Raw genomic sequence first — 21,861 nt, 5'->3', positions numbered from 1 at the left:
CGTGAATGCTCACTTGCTCGCTGCACAAATCAAAAAATCGTTGAACCATATAAGACAGGAAGGCGTGTCTTCATTCCTCAATATTCTGTCTCGGCGCATGAGAAGCTCGCGTTCGCTGTTTACCAAGCCTGACGTCATGCATGCTTATCGTTTCCTGAACTTTGCACCGGTCGTTCAGCAGCCGGACGATGCTTTACGCAATGGCGCCAAAACCATTAATTGGTACATTCCGCCCATTGGCAAAGGCTCCGGGGGGCACCTCAATCTTTTCCGGTTTATGCAACACGTAGGGACGCAGGGCTTCACTAGTCGAGTTGTCATTGTCGAAGATGATGGTGAGCAATCTGTCGCCAAGACTCAGGCGACGATTCGTTCCTGGTTTGGCATCGACAACCTTGAGGTCTACTTCATCAACGGAGTGGTCCCCACTGCTGCATTTTCTATCGCAACATCGTGGCAAACCGCTTATTCAGTTAAAAACATCCAAGCATCAACTCACAAGTGCTATTTCGTTCAAGACTTTGAACCTTGGTTTTACCCGGCAGGGACAGAATATGCGTTGGCGGAGCAAACCTATTGGTTTGGCTTCCACGGCTTCACGGCCGGCAGCTGGCTGTCAACGCTGCTGACCAAAGAGTTCGGCATGTCGACTACTGCGCTGGGCTTCTCATTTGACAGAGCGTTGTATAAACCCCATTCAAGACTCGACACGGCAACTACCCGCGTATTCTTTTACGTGCGCCCTCCCACCGCGCGCAGAGCTTTCGAGCTTGGTGTACTGGTGCTCGCCGAACTGGCTCGACGAATTCCGAACTTGACGGTGGTGATGGCAGGCTGGGACGTTCATCATTACGCATTTCCTTTCTCGTGCGATCACGCAGGCTTGAAAAACCCTGATGAATTGGCCGAGTTGTACAGTTCCTGTGATGCAGCGCTCGTCCTGTCGATGACAAATCTTTCGCTCTTGCCACTAGAAATAATGGCCTGTGGCGTACCGGTTGTCAGTAACCGCGCGGACTGCACCGAATGGCTGCTTAACGACGACATCGCCATGCTCGCCACGCCAACCGTCAATGACCTGGCAGAAGCGCTGGAACAAGTTCTTTGCTCATCGACATTGAGGGAGCAGATCAAGAAAAATGCGTTTGCCTTTACTGAGTCAGCGTCTTGGTCAGCTGAAGGGGACAAAATGGTGGAAGGGCTTGAACACCTCCTTTCCCACTCGGCGATCATGACAGCGCAAGAATAACGACACGTATTTAGCACCTACTTGTTAAAGCATCCCTACTGCACAATTCAAAAAAAAAGTCCGTATTTGTAAAAATACGGGCTTTTTGTTTGTGGCGTTGGCACAACTCGCCTGAAACGAGGTGAGGGATCCCGTCAGGATCAACCTACTCGAATCGCCGAAAACGCTCAGCAACTTGTCGTGCGAGTAAACGGGCATGTTGTCGAAGTTCAGGCACTGCCGTTGCCTCCCAGAGCCCGGCTTTCAGCATAGGGCCGACGTAGCTCAACCACTGCTTGCCCTCACCCGCCGAATTCAGGACCGAGTAATCTTTGCCCACATTGATACCGATACTCAATGGATCAGCGCAAACCATTGACTCGCCCGCCAGGTAAGAAATAAAGGTATCGGAAATTCTGCTGATGTCCGTGCAAGGACCAGTGCAATTGATCACTTGATCGAAGCGATACTCGAGAACATCATGCTTGCCTCTCGATTTGATGCGTAAAGAAACACCATCCTGTTCGAGGTTCGCAGACACTATTCGACCAGCAAGCGACTCAATTCTGGAAGCTTCGAGCGCTTCTTGAAATACCTGGAATGTTTGTGGCGCTACCCGATGTCGGTAAACATCCCAATGCGGCTGCACGTGACGAAGAAAACGCCGACGCTCGATAATTGGCAATCGATCCCACAACTCAGAGGTGATGGGTCTGAGTGCAGCAACTATTTCTCGCCAGTGCTCAGGGGATTGTGCGATCTCTTGTCGAACGAGTTTCACGTAGCAAGCGATGGTTGGCGTGGCCGCCAGCATGTGATCACAAATAGCGGTCTTATAGCCACTCGCAGGCATTTTTTGACGATGATTGGTGGGTAATAATCCTCGACGCGAAAGCATTGTAATCCTGGCCTGAGGATTCGACTGTTGCAACGAAATGAAGGTATCAACCGCGGTCAGGCCACTACCGATCAACAAGATGTGCCCAGCTTTCGAGGGCAAGTGCTGCTCCGCCGCGGACGACCATGGATCCTCCACATAACGCGCAGAACCTTTAAGCATCTGTAAGCCTGCCGGATTCGCGGGAGGGAAGTTACCGAAGGCCAGAACAACATGATCGGCCTCTAATTGCTCGCCTGTGTGCAAGTCAATCACGGCACCCGCATTATCGTCCGCGGGTCGGATTGAATGTACTTCGCCCATGATACTGGCACATTGAACACTCGAAGTAGATTTCATCCCCTCAAGTAGGTCATTGAGATAGGCCCCGTACATCTTGCGGGAAACAAAACTGCCTGAATGGGTCGCGGGTTCAATTTTCTGACAATAATCAAGAAAGGAGCCAGGCTCGTCTACCAGTGCTGACATATTGCCCGCAGGGACATTGAGCAGATGATCCGGACTATTGGTGCCGTAGGCCAAACCACGCGCCATCTTGCCTGAACGATTGATGATCGTCAGTCGCGCACCTTGCGGCGCCGATTTTAAAAACTCGATAGCTGTAACCGTTCCGCTAAAGCCTGCCCCAATGATGACTAAATGCTTCACTTGGCATCCCAGTTTTTCAGGTATTCAATAACCACATCGACACTTTGATCGACAGATTGAGTCAGGGTATCGATCGTAATGTCAGGAGCACCGGGTTGCTCATAAGGAGAATCAATACCCGTAAAATTCTTGATCAGTCCTTGTCGGGCTTTGCTGTACAGCCCCTTGGGATCACGGCGCTCGCACTCGTTGAGCGGCGTGTTGATATACACCTCGATAAAACATTCATCACCAATCACGCTACGCGCCAATGCTCGATCACGGTGAAAGGGTGAAATGAAAGAAGTAATAACGATCAGCCCGGCATCCACGAACAAATTTGCCACCTCGGCGACCCGCCGGATATTTTCCTCACGATCACGATCACCGAAACCCAGATCCTTGCACAACCCCATGCGGACGTTATCACCGTCCAGCAGATAGGTATGGCACCCTTTTGCGACCAGTCGTTGTTCGAGCGCATCAGCCAGGGACGACTTACCCGACCCGCTGAGCCCGGTTAGCCAGATCACGACAGGACGTTGATTTTTCTGTTCGCCACGAACTCTGCCCGTCGTTGAAATGGGCTGGCTGGTGAGATTGTTTTTCATGGTTTCTAGTCACTCTGGAGTTCTTATCATTAGCGGGTTAGCGCACCAACATCAGCCAAGCAACACTGGAATGGCCGCACCAGGCGTCAGATCAATCACATACGTTGCCTACACGATTTTGGGCCGACCGGCTTTAAATGCAATTGCCATGAAACTCAACGGTACAAAAACGAGCAGCAGGCCATAAAACGCGTCTAGATATTTCAGCGCGACCAGTAGCGATATCGGCAGCAAAAACACAACATTGATAGTGACAACTGCAAGCGTCACTGGCTTGTGGCCGAAGCGCCTGGCCGCGTGTTGATAACCATGGCTGCTATGGGCCTCATAGATCTTTTCACCTCTGAATAAACGACGTCCCAACGTCCACGTGGCGTCGACAATGAATATGGCCAAGAGAATGATCCAGCTCCATAACAGCTGCGGATTGTGCCACGCAGCTTCCAGCGTCATCGTGCCGAGGATCAATCCCAGGAAACCACTTCCCGCATCACCCATGAAAATTTTCGCCGGCGGAAAATTCCAGCATAAAAATCCACTGACCGCTGCAGCTAATAACAGCGGCGACCAGGCAAGTGCCCCGTAACCGGCGACCCAATAAACCAGACATATGCCAAGGCAGACACTCACGGCTTCAGCGCTGGCCAACCCGTCGATGCCATCCATGAAGTTATAAAGATTGAGCATCCAGACGAGGTACATCAGCGCGAAAAAGCGACCCGCCCAACCTAAATCAATTCGTGTATTAAGTATCTCGAGGGGTGCAAGACCTCCAAGCCAATACAACACCCAGCAACCCGCTAAAAAATGTCCGATCAATCGCCACTTTGCAGGTATGTGGCCATGATCATCAGCGAAACCGATCAGGGCCACCAAGAATCCACCACCCAGCAATGCGTAAAGCGTAGTCAAACTCAAAATGTCCAACTGAGCCAGAACCGGCAAACCCACAAGAAATGAAGCAACAATCGCGACACCACCACCCCGCGGAGTGGGTACGGAGTGCGCGCTGCGTTCATTAGGAACATCCATCAAACTTCGCGAGAGCGCGTATCGCCGCAGGCATGCCGTGAGCAGCCAGGACAGTGCAAATACCGACAATATCAGTCCGCCCACCATCATTTGGCATTCTCTTCCCTGTAGTAAATTGCCGTTTTACGCGCAGCAGTTTTCATTTTTTCTGGTGGTGTCCAATCGAGCAATTTACGAGTTTTTTCGATATCGACCTGAAGTGAACCGCAAATCCGTTGCGCCACATCACCCTTGCCAATCACTTGCGCGACAACTTTCAACACGGCCTGGGGAACAGGAATCAGACAGGACGATTTATCCAATGCTTCGGACAGCAAGCGCAACAACTGAGTGGTAGAAACGTCCTCACCATCGCTGACCAAAAATACCTGACCCGAGGCTGCCGGGTGGTCAATGCAGGTGACAACGAGGCTGATTAAATTATCGAGCGCGACCAGGCTACGTTGATTACGAATCGCACCCAAGGGCAGCGGCAGACCTCTGTCCAACCAAATCAACATGCTGAGAAAATTGGCTTTTACGCCAGGACCATATACCAGCGGAGGACGAATGATCACGATTTCCATGCCTGTATCGCGTCCTAACTGGATCAAACCGACTTCAGCTTCATGCTTGGAGACGCCGTAAGGATCCAGCGGTCTAGCCTGGTCGTCAGCAGTAAACGGTTTCCCTTCTTGCGTGCTTTCACCATTGACCTTGATCGAGCTGATGAAAATGAAGCGTTTGACCCCCGATTGAGCAGCACGCTTTGCCAACTTCAGCGTTCCTTGAACATTGACTTTGCGAAATTCGGACAATGCGTTCTCAGACTGCTCATGCAAAACATGCACGCGAGCCGCCGCATGAACGACGACCTCTACGTCATCCAGTTCAATTAAACATTGCTCATCAAGCAGATCGAAAGATTGCACCGGACACAACCCAAGTAGCCGTGTTTGGCCACGGGCGGCGGCAATCGGACGATAACGCCTGTCCAACAACAGGCGAAAAATCAAACCTTCACCGACAAACCCCGCCGCCCCTGTCACCAATACTTTTGCGCCAATCATTTGAAAAGCTTCCTTGCCGCCGTGACCCAGCAGATGCAAAAAAAGAGGAATTTGTCGCGTCCCCGCCGTCGACAACGCCATGCGTTGAATGAAAGCCTCGTCAATTGAACGGGTCGAAGGGGTAACCATTTCTGGACGAATGGATCGGATTCCAGCCCCACCAAACGGACGATCATTTGCACTTGGCTAAACCACCAGCCATCGCGAATCGTTCTATATCGAGCGACCAAAGAGCTCAGACCTTTATTGGCACCTACTTGATTTCGCTCATGCTGACGGTAATCCATTGAAGGTTTCGGATCGATGAACCAGCTAAAGCCATGACTTCTTGCATGCGCATAGCAATACCAGTCATGCAAGGTAACTGCATGCAACTGCTGCCAATCGACAAGTGTCGAGTTCTTGAGCGATGAGGCAACGGCTTTATTCATCACATACGTGCAGCCGGGGCCCGCCGCCTCGAAAAGAAAATCCCAATCAACCTGGGGCTGAGCTTTATCCAGGACATGAGTGCGACCGTCCGGCCAAAAAGCCCGAACATTGCTGGAATAGGCATCGACTTGCCGTATTTGAATCGCCTGTGTGGCACGCCAGAGTTTATCCGGATACCAAATATCATCTTGATCGGCGAAAGAGACGTAGTCATAAGGATTCAGATCGACTTCACGAATCAATCTGAAGAAATTGCGCGCGGCACCGCCAAAAGTGCCTGCAGGAGGTAAAAGGTTGATGCGCTCTTCTCTGGCTGCGCGTTCGGAACACCACTGTTCGGTGCCGTCCGAGGAGGTGTCGATACTGATGTAGATACAGACATCAACAGCAGACTGGCCGAGGATCGAGGCTATTTGCTCCTCGATCCACTGCATACCATTGTAGGCAGCCAGCAAAACCGCAACCTTGGGATGTTTTACTGGCATGCCATTCCTGCTTGAACCGACTAAACATTACTGTTGGAACAACAGTGCTTCCAAATCAGTGGGAAGGCGAGTCCAAAAGCTTCTGCAGGTACTGTCCGTAACCCGTTTTCTTCAAAGCATTAGCCTGTGTGCCCAACTGCTCGGAAGTGATCCAGCCATTGTGGTAAGCGATCTCTTCCAGGCAAGCGACCTTGAGACCCTGACGCTGCTCAATGGTATGCACAAAGTGACTGGCTTCAAGCAACGAGTCGTGAGTGCCGGTATCAAGCCAGGCAAAACCACGGCCGAGCATTTCAACATTCAGCGACTTGCGCTCGAGATACACACGGTTGACATCGGTAATTTCCAGTTCACCACGCTCAGAAGGCTTGATGTTCTTGGCAATCTCGACAACTTCGTTGTCGTAGAAATACAGGCCGGTCACTGCATAGTTCGACTTGGGCTTCGCCGGTTTCTCTTCAATACTGAGCGCGCGACCGGTGGAGTCGAATTCAACCACACCAAATCGCTCCGGATCAGAAACGTGATAACCGAAGACCGTAGCGCCGCTCTTTTGCTCGGTAGCGGAGCGCAGGTTGTCCGAGAAGTGCTGACCGTAGAAAATATTGTCGCCCAGAATCAGGCAGCAAGGATCTTCGCCGATAAATTCTTCGCCGATAATGAAAGCCTGAGCCAGACCATCAGGACTAGGTTGCTCAGCATATGTCAGCTCAATGCCGTAAAGGCTGCCATCACCCAGCAACTTGCGAAACAGTGGCAGATCCTCAGGCGTTGAGATAATCAGAATTTCACGCATGCCGGCCAGCATCAGTACCGACAGCGGGTAGAAGATCATTGGCTTGTCGTAGATCGGCAACATCTGCTTGGACACACCCAGAGTCAGTGGATGCAGACGTGTGCCGGAACCGCCAGCGAGGATAATGCCTTTACGATTTGTCGTGGTCATTTGTTCAGAACTTCCCTAAGCATTCGGGTTACACCACTTTGCCAATCCGGCAAGTGTAGAGAAAAATTGTCACGCAGTTTCTGAGTATCCAGACGGGAGTTCAGTGGGCGGCGTGCAGGTGTTGGATAGGCGACTGTTTCAATCGCCTTGATTTCTTTGACCGCTAACGCTTCACCATTGGCTTTGGCAAAGTCGATCACATGACTGGCATAACCATGCCATGACACTTCGCCTGCGGCGGCAAGATGATAGAGGCCTGCCAGCTCAGGACGCTGCAAGAGGTGCTGAATAGCCAACGCGGTCACGTCGGCAATCAAATCTGCTCCAGTTGGCGCACCGATCTGGTCGGCAATAACGCTCAGCGTTTCGCGATCCTTGGCCAAGCGCAACATTGTCTTGGCGAAGTTATTACCGCGTGCACCATAGACCCAACTCGTACGGAAGATCGCATACTTGCAACCCGATGCAATAATCGCTTGTTCACCCAGCAATTTGCTGGCGCCATAGTGATTAACGGGGGATACAGCAGCCGTTTCACTCCAAGGCGTCGAACCTTCACCATTGAATACGTAGTCGGTTGAGTAATGCACCAGCCAAGCGTCGAGCGCTGCAGCTTCTTCAGCAAGAACCTGAGTCGCCCGACCGTTAACAAGATCAGCCAACTCGGGTTCTGACTCAGCTTTATCCACGGCCGTGTAAGCCGCTGCGTTCACAATAATCTGAGGTTTGATATGCCTGATCGTTTTTCGCAATGCGTCGAGATCAGCCAAATCGCCGCACAAGTCATTGACCGTAGATCGATCCAAAGCTGTCAAATCACCAAGCGTGGCCAGGGAACGTTGCAGCTCCCAGCCCACTTGGCCATTTTTTCCTAAAAGAAGGATTTTCATTCTTTGTTCGAGCGATCCGCGTAGTTCTGGTCGATCCACTGCTGGTAGCTACCGCTTTTCACGTGCTCAACCCACTCAGTATTGGTGAGGTACCATTCGACAGTTTTACGAATACCGGTTTCGAAAGTCTCTTCCGGCGTCCAGCCAAGCTCACGCTCGATCTTGCTCGCATCGATCGCGTAACGCAGGTCGTGACCTGGGCGATCTTGCACATAAGTGATCAAGCTTGCGTGCGGACGGTGAGCAGAGTCAGGACGCAACTCATCCAGCAGCGCGCAAAGGGTATGCACTACTTCGATGTTTTGCTTTTCGTTATGACCGCCGATGTTGTAGGTCTCACCCAGAACACCCTCGGTAACGACTTTGTACAAGGCACGTGCGTGGTCTTCAACATACAGCCAATCGCGAATTTGATCGCCCTTCCCGTAAACCGGCAATGGCTTGCCTTCCAGTGCGTTGAGAATGATCAGAGGAATCAATTTCTCAGGGAAGTGGCAAGGGCCATAGTTGTTCGAGCAGTTGGTGACCAACGTCGGCAGGCCGTAAGTGCGCGCCCAGGCACGAACCAGGTGGTCGGAACTTGCCTTGCTGGCCGAGTACGGCGAACTCGGTTGATACGGAGTGGTTTCAGTGAAGAGATCCTCCGGGCCTTCCAGATCACCGTACACTTCGTCAGTGGAAATATGGTGAAAGCGGAAATTGGCCTTACGTGCATCATCCATGGCCGCCCAGTAGTGACGCGAGGCTTCCAACAGAGTGTAAGTGCCAATGATATTTGTCTGGATGAACTCGGACGGGCCAGAGATCGAACGGTCGACGTGCGATTCCGCTGCCAAATGCATGATGGCATCCGGCTGGTGCTCACGCAGGACGCGATCAATTTGTTCGCGATCGCAGATATCAACGCGCTCGAACGCATAACGTGAGTTCTGACTGACTTCAGCCAAGGACTCCAGGTTACCGGCGTAAGTCAACTTGTCGACGTTGACGACAGAGTCAGTGGTATTGGAGATGATGTGACGGATGACTGCCGAGCCGATAAACCCGGCGCCGCCGGTAACTAGAATTTTCACGCGAAACCATACCCTTGAGTTGCTGACAGTGTCACCAACGAGCACCGTCTAATCCATGAATGCAAAAACCGCAGGAAAGCAGGCTTCTGTCAGAGTCTGTCTGAATCGATGTGTAAATATGCCACTATCGAACAAGCGCAGCATTTTACAGCTTAATGAGCGTTTTACTAATGGATATAGACAAACTGTGGTGCAAATTGATTTACGCGTCGCACCGACCTTGATTACGCCAGACGTTTGCGCGCTGCTCGAGTCGAACGCCCAAGAAACCAGCCAATAATTGGCCCAATCAGCATTCCGATAAGCAACGCTACAACCGCGACGAGCGAAACAGGCAGTTGAGGCCCCGACCACCCCAGAAACATCAGCGCGACCGACTGCTGGTTTTCAAGGATGAAAGCCAGAATAACCAGCACCAGCAGCAAAACAAAAACACCGAGAAGAATACGTTTGAGGTTACGCACGCACGCCTCCTTGATAATTCAGAGCGAAGATCAAACCCCCTCCTCCTCTTCTTCGTTCACACGATCGCGCAGTTCTTTACCTGGCTTGAAATGCGGAACGAATTTTCCGTCCAGACTCACCGACTGGCCGGTTTTTGGATTGCGCCCTACGCGCGGCGCGCGATAGTGCAAGGAGAAGCTGCCAAAACCGCGGATCTCGATTCGATCACCGGTGGCCAGACATTGAGACATTTGTTCAAGCATGGTCTTGATGGCCAGCTCCACATCCTTGGATGAGAGCAGCCCTTGATGGGTGACAATTCGTTCGATCAACTCCGACTTCGTCATATTTTTCCCTTCTTTTTCAAGCAGCTAGATCAGCGCTTGAAAGGTTTTAGCACGCCCGGAAGATTTTGAACAGCCCAGGGATTGACATATCTTCCTGCGCATTGAAACGCCCGTTTTCAGGGCACAAGCTCTATAAACGGCCACCCTATCGACACATCACCAACATCGTGCGCGTCAGGTAGCCCGCAGGATTGAAGCCAAAAGGATACTGATCATCATCCTTGGCATCATCGGATCTGGTAATGACCTTGTAGCCTGCGCCTTTGCATTCTTTTGTGGCGCGCTTTTGACACTTCTCCCAACTCGAGCCCAACCCCGAGCAATCAACCTCGATGCCGCTGACGCCGCGCACCACATGCGTCTTGGCGCTCGTGGCGCAGCCCGCCAACATCAGCACACCGACCAACACGATAAACTTGTTCATTCACTTCCTTATGCCAGGCAATCTGCCCGACTACTGCGATCTTCAGCCTAAGCCTAGTCGCGAATAGACGATTGATCCGAATAAAGAAACAGACAATTGAGTAACAAGATTGGTTTCACGCGAGAGGTGCCGCTCCACCAAATCGCAGGCACAAAAAAGGGCGACCGAAGTCGCCCTTTTTAATGATCAAGCAGAACTTAGTTCTGTTTGGCCATTGCCTGGCGCAGCAGTGCCGCCATGGTGGTGTCGCCAGTAGGAGCTTCTTCAGCCTTCAGGCTTTGGATAGCTTCTTTCTCTTCAGCATCGTCTTTCGACTTGATGGAGAGCTGGATTACGCGGCTCTTGCGATCAACGCTGATGATCTTGGCTTCTACTTCCTGGCCTTCTTTCAGAACGTTGCGCGCGTCTTCAACGCGGTCACGGCTGATTTCGGAGGCTTTCAGAGTCGCTTCGATATCGTCGGCCAGAACGATGATGGCGCCTTTGGCGTCAACTTCTTTCACAGTGCCTTTAACGATGGCGCCTTTGTCGTTCTCTTGAACGTACTCGGAGAACGGATCGCTTTCCAGTTGCTTGATACCCAGGGAGATGCGCTCGCGCTCTGGGTCAACCGACAGGATAACGGTGTCCAGCTCGTCGCCCTTCTTGAAACGACGAACAGCTTCTTCGCCAACTTCGTTCCAGGAGATGTCGGACAAGTGAACCAGACCGTCGATGCCGCCGTCCAGACCAATGAAGATACCGAAATCGGTGATCGACTTGATGGTGCCGGAGATTTTATCGCCCTTGTTGAACTGGCCAGAGAAATCTTCCCATGGGTTAGATTTGCACTGCTTGATGCCCAGGGAGATACGACGACGCTCTTCGTCGATGTCCAGAACCATAACTTCCACTTCGTCGCCGACTTGTACGACTTTCGAAGGGTGGATGTTCTTGTTGGTCCAGTCCATTTCCGAAACGTGTACCAGACCTTCAACGCCTTCTTCCAGCTCAGCGAAGCAGCCGTAGTCGGTCAGGTTGGTTACACGAGCGGTAACGCGAGTGCTCTCTGGGTAACGGGCTTTGATAGCAACCCATGGATCTTCGCCCAGTTGCTTCAGGCCCAGGGAAACACGGTTGCGTTCGCGATCGTATTTCAGAACCTTAACGTCGATTTCGTCACCAACGTTGACGATCTCGGAAGGATGCTTGATGCGCTTCCAGGCCATGTCGGTGATGTGCAGCAGGCCGTCCACGCCACCCAGATCGACGAATGCGCCGTAATCGGTGAGGTTTTTGACGATACCTTTGACTTGCTGGCCTTCCTGCAAGGATTCCAGCAGAGCTTCACGCTCGGCGGAGTTCTCGGCTTCCAGGACGCTGCGACGGGAAACGACAACGTTGTTGCGCTTCTGATCCAGCTTGATGACCTTGAATTCCAGCTCTTTGCCTTCCAGGTGCGTGGTGTCGCGCACTGGACGGACGTCAACCAGGGAACCTGGCAGGAACGCACGGATGCCGTTAACGTCGACAGTGAAGCCGCCTTTAACCTTACCGTTGATAACGCCCTTGACCACTTCCTCAGCTGCGAAGGCTGCTTCCAGAACGATCCAGCACTCAGCGCGCTTGGCTTTTTCACGGGACAGCTTGGTTTCACCGAAACCGTCTTCAACCGAGTCCAGAGCAACGTGAACTTCGTCACCGACATTGATAGTCAGATCGCCAGCGTCGTTGTAGAACTGCTCAAGCGGGATGAGTGCTTCAGACTTCAGGCCAGCGTGAACGGTTACCCAGCGAGCTTGGTAATCGATATCAACGATAACACCGGTGATGATGGAGCCTGCCTGAAGGTTCAGGGTTTTTAGGCTTTCTTCAAAGAGTTCCGCAAAGCTTTCGCTCATTTTAATTCCTGTAAATGAGGGCGAAGGATACGCCCATCTCCACACCCCAGACGGTGTGGGTTAGTTTCATATAGAAGAAGCGCCGCAGGACTATGACTGGTCCCCTGTGGCCTTCTTGGTCACCCGGCGATATCGCGAATGGCGATCTCGCTCATGATGCGTTCAAGCACCTGGTCGATGGACAACTCCGTGGAATCCAGCTGTATGGCGTCAGCCGCCGGCTTAAGCGGGGCTACCGCTCGCTGGGTGTCACGCTCGTCGCGCGCACGGATCTCATCTAGCAGACTCGACAGACTAACACCCTCGACTTTGCCCTTCAACTGCAAATATCGACGGCGCGCTCTCTCCTCGGCACTGGCGGTCAGGAAAATCTTCAGCGGCGCGCCTGGAAAAACCACGGTACCCATGTCGCGACCATCCGCGACAAGGCCCGGCGCTTCCTGGAAAGCCCGCTGGCGCTGCAGCAGCGCCTCGCGTACGGCCGGCAATGCAGCCACTTGAGAAGCACCGGAACCGACGCTTTCAGTGCGGATGACATCGCTGACTTCGTCGCCTTCCAGAATGATGCGTTGCAACTGACCGTCGGTCGCCGCAATAAACTGAACATCCAGATGAGCGGCGAGTTTCTTCAGCAGCTCTTCATTGGTCAGATCAACACCATGGTTGTGCGCAGCAAAGGCGAGCAAACGGTATAGCGCACCGGAATCCAGCAGGTTCCAGCCCAGACGCTTGGCCAGAATCCCGGCTACGGTGCCTTTGCCCGAGCCGCTGGGCCCATCAATGGTGATGACCGGTGCAATGTTGTTCACGACTGAGCCTCTTGTGCCACACGAATACCGACCTGCCCGCACAATGCGAGGAAGTTCGGGAACGATGTCGCGACGTTGGCGCAATCATGGATGCGGATCGGTGCAGTGGCGCGCAGCGAGGCCACGCTGAAAGCCATGGCAATACGGTGATCGCCGTGACCATGCACTTCGCCGCCGCCGATCTGGCCGCCGTCGATGATGATGCCGTCCGGGGTCGGTTCGCACTTGACGCCCAGCGCCAGCAAACCGTCCGCCATGACCTGAATGCGATCCGATTCCTTGACCCGCAACTCTTCAGCGCCGGTCAGTACGGTGCGCCCTTCGGCACAGGCGGCCGCCACGAACAGCACCGGGAATTCGTCGATCGCCAGTGGAACCAGCGCTTCCGGAATCTCGATGCCTTTGAGTTTAGCTGCCCGCACGCGCAGGTCAGCGACAGGCTCACCGCCAACTTCACGCTGGTTCTCCAGAGTGATGTCAGCACCCATCAGGCGCAGGATGTCGATAACGCCAGTACGGGTCGGGTTGATGCCGACGTGCTCAAGCACCAGCTCCGAACCTTCGGCGATCGAGGCCGCTACAAGGAAGAACGCCGACGACGAGATGTCGCCCGGGACTTCAATGTGGGTCGCAGTCAGTTTGCCGCCGGACTCAACCGAAGCCGTAGCGCCTTCAACGCTGACCGGATAGCCGAAACCACGCAGCATGCGCTCGGTGTGGTCGCGAGTCGGAGCGGGCTCGGTCACAGTGGTCTTGCCTTCAGCGTACAGACCGGCGAGCAGCAGGCAGGATTTCACCTGAGCACTGGCCATCGGCATGGTGTAGGTCAGGCCTTTGAGCTTGTGACCGCCACGAATAGTCATCGGTGGACGACCTTCAGCCGCGGTTTCAATCACGGCGCCCATTTCACGCAGTGGATTGGCCACGCGATTCATCGGACGCTTGGACAGCGAGGCATCGCCAGTCAAAGTACTGTCGAAGTTCTGCGCAGCCAACAGGCCGGAGAGCAGACGCATCGAGGTACCGGAGTTGCCCAGATAGATCGGGCCCGGCGCCGGTTTCAGACCGTGCAGGCCGACACCGTGGATGGTCACGCGGCCGTGGTGCGGGCCTTCGATGACCACGCCCATGTCGCGGAACGCCTGCAAGGTCGCCAGGGCGTCTTCGCCCTCAAGGAAGCCTTCGACTTCGGTGACGCCTTCGGCCAGCGAACCGAGCATGATCGAACGGTGGGAAATGGATTTGTCGCCCGGTACGCGAATCCGACCGGACAGGCGGCCACCAGGTTGAGCCAGGAAGATCAGATCGTTGGAATTCATAGCGTCCACATAGGCCCTGCGGGCCAGGATTTTACTGAAATGCTCGCGGGCAACCCGGGCGCGCGTGAAGACGCCCAACAATTGGTGCCCATCCCCTGCATCGACCGCGTCGCGCAAGGCGTCGAGGTCGCTGCGAAATGTATCGAGTGTGCGCAGAACAGCCTCGCGGTTAGCGAGGAAGATGTCGTGCCACATCACCGGGTCGCTTCCGGCGATTCTTGTGAAATCGCGAAAACCACCGGCAGCGTAACGGAAGATCTCAAGGTTTTCATTGCGCTTGGCCAACGAATCGACCAGACCGAAAGCCAGCAAGTGTGGCAGATGACTGGTCGCGGCCAACACTTCATCGTGACGCTCGACCTGCATGTGCTCGACGTCGGCGCCCAATTCGCGCCACAGACGATCAACCACCGCCAGCGCGGCCGGATCGGTTTGCTCGAGCGGCGTGAGAATCACTTTGTGACGACGGAACAGTTCGGCATTGGAAGCTTCCACCCCGCTCTGCTCGGAACCGGCGATCGGATGGCCCGGCACGAAACGCGGCGGCATCGCGCCAAACGCTTCGGTTGCCGCGCGCACCACATTGCCTTTGGCGCTGCCGACATCAGTCAGAATCGCCTGCCCGAGATCCATGCTCGCCAGACGCGCGAGCACTTTTTCCATGGCCAGGATCGGCACCGCCAGTTGAATCACGTCAGCGCCCTGGCATGCCGCAGCCAGGTCATCCTCACAGCGATCAACCACACCCAACTCGACCGCCAGTTTGCGCGATTGCGGATCGAGATCGACCCCGACCACTTCGCGGCAGATACCGCTTTCACGCAAGCCTTTGGCAAACGAACCACCGATTAACCCCAGACCGACCACCACAAGGCGACCGATCATAGGTGCAGCAGATTGCATTGCAGTGACATCACCCACGAGCCAGAACCTTGCGCAGCGCTTCGAGGAAGCGGCTGTTTTCCGCTGGCAGACCGATGGTCACCCGCAGGTGATTCGGCATGCCGTAATTGGCCACCGGACGCACGATCACGCCTTCGCGCAGCAAACCCTGGAATACCGGGGCTGCAATTTGTGCGAGATCGACGCAGATGAAATTGCCCTTGGACTCGATCCAGTTCAGGCCCAGCTCACGGAAACCGGCTTGCAGCTGCTGCATGCCCGATTCGTTGAGCTGACGGCTTTGCGCCAGATATTCCTCGTCCTTCAACGCTGCGCAGGCTGCCGCCAAAGCGAGGCTGTTGACGTTGAATGGCTGACGAACACGGTTGAGCACATCGGCGACAACCGGGGTCGACAGGCCGTAGCCGACGCGCAATGCCGCCAAACCGTAAGCCTTGGAGAACGTGCGCGAAACCAACAGGTTCGGGTAAGCGGCGAGGAAATCCAGACCGTCCGGCAAATCACTGCCTTCGGCGTACTCGATGTAAGCCTCGTCCAGCACCACCAACACATGCTCCGGAACATCCTGCAGGAACTCGTCCAGCGCTTCAGCGCCGAACCAGGTGCCAGTCGGGTTGTTCGGGTTGGCGATGAACACCACGCGGGTGTTGGCGTCGATGGCCGCGAGCATTTTAGGCAGGTCATGCCCCCAGTCCTTCGCCGGCACCACTTTGGCCTGAGCGCCGACCGCTTGAGTGGCGATCGGGTACACCGCAAACGCGTGCTCACTGAACACCGCATTAAGGCCCGGCGCCAGATAGGCGCGCGCGACCAGCTCAAGAATGTCGTTGGAACCGTTGCCCAAGGTGACCTGGTTCAGCTCGACACGGCATTGCTCGGCCAGCAGGGATTTCAGCGCGAAACCGTTGCCATCCGGATAACGGGTCAGCTCGGCCAGCTCTTCGCGGATCGCCGCCAAGGCTTTCGGGCTGGCGCCCAGCGGATTTTCATTGCTCGCCAGTTTGACGATTTTTGCCGGATCCAGATCCAGCTCGCGCGCCAGTTCGTCCACAGGCTTGCCCGGAACGTACGGCGAAAGTTGTTGCACGCCCGGCTGTGCCAGAGCGAGGAAGTTGCCACTCATTTGCTACCGCCCCTTAGAGAACTGCTTTCGGGTAGGAACCCAGCACTTTGAGTGCTACTGCTTCCTGACTGATCTTTTCCAGCACACCTTTGATCAACGGATCACGGTGGTGGCCGACGAAGTCGATGAAGAACACGTAGGTCCATTTACCGCTGCGCGATGGACGGGTTTCGATGCGGGTCAGGTCGATCCCGTTGTCGTGGAACGGCACCAGCAGCTCGTGGAGCGCGCCGGGCTTGTTGCTCATCGACACGATGATCGAAGTCTTGTCGTCGCCGGTCGGCGGCACTTCCTGGTTACCAATCATCAGGAAGCGCGTCGAGTTGTCCGGACGGTCTTCGATCTTCTCGGCCAGACGGGTCAGGCCATACAGACCGGCCGCCATGTCACCGGCAATCGCCGCCGAATTCCACTCACCTTTAACCCGCTTGGCGGCTTCAGCGTTGCTCGACACCGCGACGCGCTCGACATTCGGGTAGTGCGCGTCCAGCCACTTGCGGCACTGCGCCAGCGACTGCGCGTGGGAATAGATGCGGCTGATGCTGTCGGTCTTGGTGTTTTCACCGACCAACAGGTGATGGTGAATGCGCAGTTCGACTTCGCCACAGATGACCATGTCGTGTTCGAGAAAGCTGTCCAGCGTGTGATTAACCGCGCCTTCGGTGGAGTTTTCCACCGGCACCACGCCAAAATTCACCGCACCGGCGGCGACTTCACGGAACACTTCGTCGATAGCTGCCATCGGCTTGCTGATGACGGCGTGGCCGAAGTGTTTCATGGCTGCCGCTTGGGTGAAGGTGCCTTCAGGGCCGAGGTAAGCCACTTTCAGCGGCTGCTCGAGCGCCAGGCACGACGACATGATTTCGCGGAACAACCGCGCCATTTCTTCGTTGCCCAGCGGCCCCTGATTGCGCTCCATCACACGCTTGAGCACCTGAGCTTCACGCTCAGGACGATAGAACACCGGCACTTCGCCTTCGGCCAGCGAGGCCATCTTTACTCGCGCGACTTCCTGGGCGCAACGCGCACGCTCACTGATCAGCTCCATGACTTTGGTGTCCAGAGCGTCAATGCGAACGCGCAGTGCCTTGAGTTCTTGCTCGGACATCAGCCGTGTTCCTTCTCGAATTCAGCCATGTACGCCACCAGCGCGTTGACCGCGGTGATGTCGACGGCGTTATAGATGGAGGCGCGCATACCGCCCACAGAGCGGTGCCCCTTCAGGTTAAGCAGACCGCGCGCTTCGGCACCAACCAGGAACGGCTTGTCCAGACGATCATCGGCCAGACGGAATGGCACGTTCATCCACGAGCGATCCGATTTGTTGATCGGGTTGCTGTAGAGGCCGCTGGCGTCGATGAAGTCGTACAGCGTGCGCTGCTTGACGTCGTTGAGTTTGGCGATCGCGTCAACGCCGCCCTGCTCTTTCAGCCACTGGAACACCAGACCGGACAGGTACCAGGCCAAGGTCGGCGGGGTGTTGTACATCGAGCCGTTATCCGCCGCGACTTTGTAGTCGAGCATGGTCGGGCACAGTGCGCGCGCCTTGCCGAGCAAGTCTTCGCGGATGATGTTGACGACGATGCCGCTCGGCCCGATGTTTTTCTGGGCGCCGGCGTAGATCATGCCGAAACGCGAGATATCGACCGGGCGCGACAGAATGTCCGAAGACATGTCAGCCACCAGCGGCACGTCACCGACTTCCGGGATCCACTGGAATTCCAGACCGCCGATGGTTTCGTTCGGCGCGTAGTGAACGTAAGCGGCGTCTTTCGACAGGTTCCACTCGTTCTGGCCCGGGATGGCGAAATAGTCGTAAGGCTTGGCGGTGGCGGCGACGTTGACGTGGCCGTAGCGCGAGGCTTCTTCGATGGCTTTCTGCGACCAGATACCGGTGTCGATATAGTCGGCAGAACCGCCTTCAGGCAACAGGTTCAGTGGAATCTGCGCGAATTGCTGGCTGGCGCCACCTTGCAGAAACAGCACTTTGTAGTTCGACGGGATATTCAGCAGGTCACGCAGATCCTGCTCGGCCTGGGTGGCAATGGACACGAACTCATCGCTGCGATGGCTCATTTCCATGACCGACAGACCCTTGCCGTGCCAATCAAGGAGTTCACCCTGGGCGCGCTGCAGGACAGCTTCAGGAAGCGCCGCAGGACCGGCGCAGAAGTTATAGGCTCGCTTGCTCACATCCAATCTCGCTCTGATTTGGTGGTCACTTAAATCTTTTGGTCTGCGGATGATCGTTCCCACGCTCTGCGTGGGGATGCATCCAATGACGCTCTGCGTCATGGGACGCGGAGCGTCCCGAGCGGCATTCCCACGCAGAGCGTGGGAACGATCCCGTACAGTGTTGCAAATTTTCAAACAGGACAAATAACAAGGGGGCGAATTCTCATCCGCCCCCTTGCTTGTCCGCTTATTCTTGCGGTTCTTCGTCTGCTGCGGCGTCGAGTTGCTGGTCTTCACCAGCATCGTCGTTTACGACAGTGCCTTCGAATTCCTCGCCCTCTTCCCCTTCAAGCTCTTCGCCTTCGACTTCCGAAGGTTCCTGAACCCGCTCCAGACCGACCAGGGTTTCATCCTTGGCCAGTTTGATCAGCGTCACACCTTGGGTGTTACGGCCCAGGCTCGACACTTCGTCGACGCGGGTACGCACCAGGGTGCCCTGATCGGAGATCAGCATGATCTCTTCACCGTCCTGCACCTGAACCGCACCGACCAGACGGCCGTTACGCTCGTTGCTGACCATGGCGATAACGCCCTGACCGCCACGCTTGTATTCAGGGAACTCGGTGATCGCCGTACGCTTGCCGTAGCCGCGCGCCGAAGCAGTGAGAATTTCGCTGCCTTCTTCCGGAATCAGCATGGAGATCAGCTTCTGCCCTTCTGGCAGACGCATGCCACGCACACCGCGGGCGGTACGGCCCATGGCGCGAACTTCGGATTCCTTGAAGCGCGTTACCTTGCCGCCGTCGGAGAACAGCATGATTTCCTGCTCGCCGTCGGTGACAGCCGCGGAGATCAGGATGTCGCCTTCGTCCAGTTCCAGCGCGATCAGACCAACGCTGCGCTGACGGCTGAAGGCCACCAGCGGCGTCTTCTTGACCGTACCGTTGGCGGTCGACATGAAGATGAACGGCGCTTTTTTACGATCAGCAGCCTTGATACGGGCACGACGTTCTTCGTCGGTCTCGTTGCTGTTTTCGATTTCCTCTACATCAACCTCAACGCCTTCAGCCTCTTCTTCTTCAGCCTGACGCTTCATGGCTTCGAGATCGACCGGCAGCATGGTGGTGATGTATTCGCCTTCGCTCAATGGCAGAAGGTTGACCAGCGGACGACCACGGGCAGCGCGGGACGCTTCCGGAATCTCGTAGGTCTTGAGCCAGTACACTTTGCCTTTGCTGGAGAACAGCAGCAGCGTGGTGTGGCTGTTGGCAACCAGCAGGTGAGCGATGTAGTCCTCATCCTTGACGCCGGTCGCCGATTTGCCTTTGCCGCCACGACGCTGAGCCTGGTACGCAGCCAATGGCTGAGTCTTGGCGTAGCCACCGTGGGAGATGGTCACGACGCGCTCTTCTTCCGGGATCATGTCACCCAGGGTCAGATCGAGACGGGCATCGAGAATTTCGGTGCGGCGCACGTCGCCGTATTCGGCACGAATCACTTCCAGCTCTTCGCGGATCACTTCCATCAGGCGCACAGCGCTGTTGAGGATGCGGATCAGCTCGCCGATCTGGTTGAGGATCTCTTGATACTCGGCCAGCAGTTTTTCGTGTTCCAGACCGGTCAGACGGTGCAGACGCAGTTCCAGAATGGCTTGCGCCTGTTCTGGCGACAGGAAGTATTTGCCTTCACGCAGACCGTATTGCGGATCGAGGTTTTCCGGACGGCACGAATCGGCACCGGCACGTTCAACCATCGCGACCACGGCCGAGGATTCCCACGGCGTGCTGATCAGCGCTTCTTTAGCTTCCGACGGGGTCGGCGACGCTTTGATCAGGGCGATAACCGGGTCGATGTTCGACAGGGCAACGGCCTGACCTTCAAGGATGTGACCACGCTCGCGCGCTTTGCGCAGTTCGAACACGGTACGGCGGGTAACCACTTCGCGACGGTGACGGACGAAGGCTTCCAGCAGATCCTTGAGGTTCAGGATGCGTGGGCGGCCGTCGATCAGCGCAACGATGTTGATGCCGAATACCGATTGCAGCTGGGTCTGGGCGTAGAGGTTGTTGAGGATCACCTCAGGCACTTCGCCGCGACGCAGTTCGATCACGACGCGCATACCGTCCTTGTCGGACTCGTCGCGCAGTTCGGTGATGCCTTCCAGCTTCTTCTCTTTAACCAGCTCGGCGATCTTCTCGATCAGACGCGCCTTGTTCAACTGGTAAGGGAGTTCGGTGATGACGATCTGCTGACGGCCACCGACCTTGTCGATGTCTTCAATGATCGAACGAGCGCGCATGTAAATACGCCCGCGACCGGTGCGGTAGGCTTCGATGATACCGGCGCGACCGTTGATGATCGCGGCGGTCGGGAAGTCCGGACCGGGGATGTATTGCATCAGTTCATCGACGGTCAGCTCAGGGTTGTCGATGAGCGCCAGGCAACCGTCGATGACTTCACCGAGGTTGTGCGGCGGGATGTTGGTCGCCATGCCCACGGCGATACCGCTGGAGCCGTTGACCAGCAGGTTGGGGATACGGGTCGGCATGACCGCCGGGATCATTTCGGTGCCGTCGTAGTTCGGCACCCAGTCCACGGTTTCTTTGTGCAGGTCAGCCAGCAGCTCGTGCGCCAGCTTGGTCATGCGCACTTCGGTGTATCGCATCGCCGCAGCGTTGTCGCCGTCGACCGAACCGAAGTTGCCCTGACCGTCTACCAGCAGGTAGCGCAGGGAGAAAGGCTGGGCCATACGAACGATGGTGTCGTACACCGCGGTATCACCGTGCGGGTGATACTTACCGATCACGTCGCCGACAACACGGGCAGATTTCTTGTACGGCTTGTTGTAGTCGTTACCCAGCTCGCTCATCGCGAACAGTACGCGACGGTGCACGGGCTTGAGGCCATCGCGCGCATCCGGCAGTGCACGGCCGACGATTACGCTCATCGCGTAGTCGAGGTAGGACTGCTTCAGCTCGTCTTCGATATTGACCGGGAGGATTTCTTTGGCCAGTTCGCCCATGAGAAGCCTGATTCCTTTTTCTGGTGAAACTTCGTCATATCCATATGGGACCAACGAAGCTCGTCGGGGCCGGCCGAGTGCCATGCGCCGACTTACGACAAATCAACATTGGAGCGTGGATTTGCGCAGTAAAGACAGCTTCGT

Annotated in this window: 19 protein-coding genes; 1 reads left to right on the top strand and 18 read right to left on the bottom strand. The window is 55.5% G+C overall.

The features are described 5' to 3' along the window. The first annotated feature begins 1 nt into the window (after nucleotide 1). Complete coding sequence (locus ACP3TY_RS05340; protein ID WP_426619375.1) at nucleotides 2-1,249, top strand: glycosyltransferase; 1,248 nt, start codon at nucleotides 2-4, stop codon at nucleotides 1,247-1,249. 145 nt (nucleotides 1,250-1,394) lie between these two features. Here ACP3TY_RS05340 and ACP3TY_RS05335 read toward each other — a convergent pair whose 3' ends face one another. The 18 genes from ACP3TY_RS05335 to gyrA form a co-directional block, all read right to left on the bottom strand. Continuing rightward, the gene (locus ACP3TY_RS05335) at nucleotides 1,395-2,774 is read right to left on the bottom strand and encodes an FAD/NAD(P)-binding protein (RefSeq protein WP_426619374.1); all 1,380 of its coding nucleotides are present in this window, start codon (nucleotides 2,772-2,774) and stop codon (nucleotides 1,395-1,397) included. After that, nucleotides 2,771-3,364, bottom strand: a complete 594-nt coding sequence (gene cysC / locus ACP3TY_RS05330) for an adenylyl-sulfate kinase (RefSeq protein ID WP_426619373.1) — start codon at nucleotides 3,362-3,364, stop codon at nucleotides 2,771-2,773. Before cysC ends, ACP3TY_RS05335 begins: the two co-directional genes overlap by 4 nt. A 108-nt stretch (nucleotides 3,365-3,472) precedes the next feature. Continuing rightward, nucleotides 3,473-4,486, bottom strand: coding sequence for an MraY family glycosyltransferase (locus tag ACP3TY_RS05325; protein WP_426619372.1), 1,014 nt, complete (start codon nucleotides 4,484-4,486; stop codon nucleotides 3,473-3,475). Next, the gene (locus ACP3TY_RS05320) at nucleotides 4,483-5,445 is read right to left on the bottom strand and encodes a UDP-glucose 4-epimerase family protein (RefSeq protein WP_426620434.1); all 963 of its coding nucleotides are present in this window, start codon (nucleotides 5,443-5,445) and stop codon (nucleotides 4,483-4,485) included. Before ACP3TY_RS05320 ends, ACP3TY_RS05325 begins: the two co-directional genes overlap by 4 nt. Then, the gene (locus ACP3TY_RS05315) at nucleotides 5,442-6,362 is read right to left on the bottom strand and encodes a glycosyltransferase (RefSeq protein WP_426619371.1); all 921 of its coding nucleotides are present in this window, start codon (nucleotides 6,360-6,362) and stop codon (nucleotides 5,442-5,444) included. Before ACP3TY_RS05315 ends, ACP3TY_RS05320 begins: the two co-directional genes overlap by 4 nt. 55 nt (nucleotides 6,363-6,417) lie before the next feature. After that, nucleotides 6,418-7,308, bottom strand: coding sequence for a glucose-1-phosphate thymidylyltransferase RfbA (gene rfbA / locus ACP3TY_RS05310; RefSeq protein WP_426619370.1), 891 nt, complete (start codon nucleotides 7,306-7,308; stop codon nucleotides 6,418-6,420). After that, nucleotides 7,305-8,198, bottom strand: coding sequence for a dTDP-4-dehydrorhamnose reductase (gene rfbD / locus ACP3TY_RS05305; RefSeq protein WP_426619369.1), 894 nt, complete (start codon nucleotides 8,196-8,198; stop codon nucleotides 7,305-7,307). Before rfbD ends, rfbA begins: the two co-directional genes overlap by 4 nt. Beyond that, entirely contained in the window at nucleotides 8,195-9,271 is a 1,077-nt protein-coding gene (gene rfbB / locus ACP3TY_RS05300; protein ID WP_426619368.1) for a dTDP-glucose 4,6-dehydratase, read from the bottom strand. The genes rfbD and rfbB overlap by 4 nt, the downstream gene beginning before the upstream one ends. Nucleotides 9,272-9,495: 224 nt before the next feature. Next, nucleotides 9,496-9,735, bottom strand: a complete 240-nt coding sequence (locus ACP3TY_RS05295; RefSeq protein WP_400648826.1) for a LapA family protein — start codon at nucleotides 9,733-9,735, stop codon at nucleotides 9,496-9,498. Between the two features lie 30 nt (nucleotides 9,736-9,765). Continuing rightward, on the bottom strand, nucleotides 9,766-10,062 hold the full coding sequence (ihfB, locus tag ACP3TY_RS05290; protein WP_003189779.1) for an integration host factor subunit beta: 297 nt from the start codon (nucleotides 10,060-10,062) through the stop codon (nucleotides 9,766-9,768). A gap of 145 nt (nucleotides 10,063-10,207) precedes the next feature. Further along, nucleotides 10,208-10,486, bottom strand: coding sequence for a hypothetical protein (locus ACP3TY_RS05285; RefSeq protein WP_212543750.1), 279 nt, complete (start codon nucleotides 10,484-10,486; stop codon nucleotides 10,208-10,210). A 197-nt stretch (nucleotides 10,487-10,683) separates the two neighbouring features. Next, a complete protein-coding gene (gene rpsA, locus ACP3TY_RS05280) occupies nucleotides 10,684-12,366 on the bottom strand; it encodes a 30S ribosomal protein S1 (RefSeq protein ID WP_053122458.1) in 1,683 nt (560 codons plus the stop codon). 119 nt (nucleotides 12,367-12,485) lie between these two features. Then, the gene (gene cmk / locus ACP3TY_RS05275; RefSeq protein WP_053122460.1) at nucleotides 12,486-13,175 is read right to left on the bottom strand and encodes a (d)CMP kinase; all 690 of its coding nucleotides are present in this window, start codon (nucleotides 13,173-13,175) and stop codon (nucleotides 12,486-12,488) included. Then, a complete protein-coding gene (locus ACP3TY_RS05270; protein ID WP_426619367.1) occupies nucleotides 13,172-15,379 on the bottom strand; it encodes a bifunctional prephenate dehydrogenase/3-phosphoshikimate 1-carboxyvinyltransferase in 2,208 nt (735 codons plus the stop codon). The genes cmk and ACP3TY_RS05270 overlap by 4 nt, the downstream gene beginning before the upstream one ends. 28 nt (nucleotides 15,380-15,407) lie before the next feature. After that, on the bottom strand, nucleotides 15,408-16,520 hold the full coding sequence (gene hisC, locus ACP3TY_RS05265) for a histidinol-phosphate transaminase (RefSeq protein WP_426619366.1): 1,113 nt from the start codon (nucleotides 16,518-16,520) through the stop codon (nucleotides 15,408-15,410). 13 nt (nucleotides 16,521-16,533) lie between these two features. Further along, on the bottom strand, nucleotides 16,534-17,628 hold the full coding sequence (pheA, locus tag ACP3TY_RS05260) for a prephenate dehydratase (protein WP_007908404.1): 1,095 nt from the start codon (nucleotides 17,626-17,628) through the stop codon (nucleotides 16,534-16,536). Next, nucleotides 17,628-18,713: a 3-phosphoserine/phosphohydroxythreonine transaminase gene (gene serC, locus ACP3TY_RS05255; protein WP_053122464.1), complete on the bottom strand. Its 1,086-nt coding sequence runs from the start codon at nucleotides 18,711-18,713 to the stop codon at nucleotides 17,628-17,630. Before serC ends, pheA begins: the two co-directional genes overlap by 1 nt. 229 nt (nucleotides 18,714-18,942) lie before the next feature. Then, complete coding sequence (gene gyrA, locus ACP3TY_RS05250) at nucleotides 18,943-21,717, bottom strand: DNA gyrase subunit A (RefSeq protein WP_053122466.1); 2,775 nt, start codon at nucleotides 21,715-21,717, stop codon at nucleotides 18,943-18,945. Nucleotides 21,718-21,861 lie beyond the last annotated feature (144 nt).

It is taken from the genome of Pseudomonas rustica, from assembly GCF_049959085.1.
In the GTDB taxonomy this organism is placed as follows: domain Bacteria; phylum Pseudomonadota; class Gammaproteobacteria; order Pseudomonadales; family Pseudomonadaceae; genus Aquipseudomonas; species Aquipseudomonas rustica.
The sequence above is the reverse complement of the archived record's forward strand: the minus strand, read 5'-3'. Positions and strand labels throughout refer to the sequence as shown.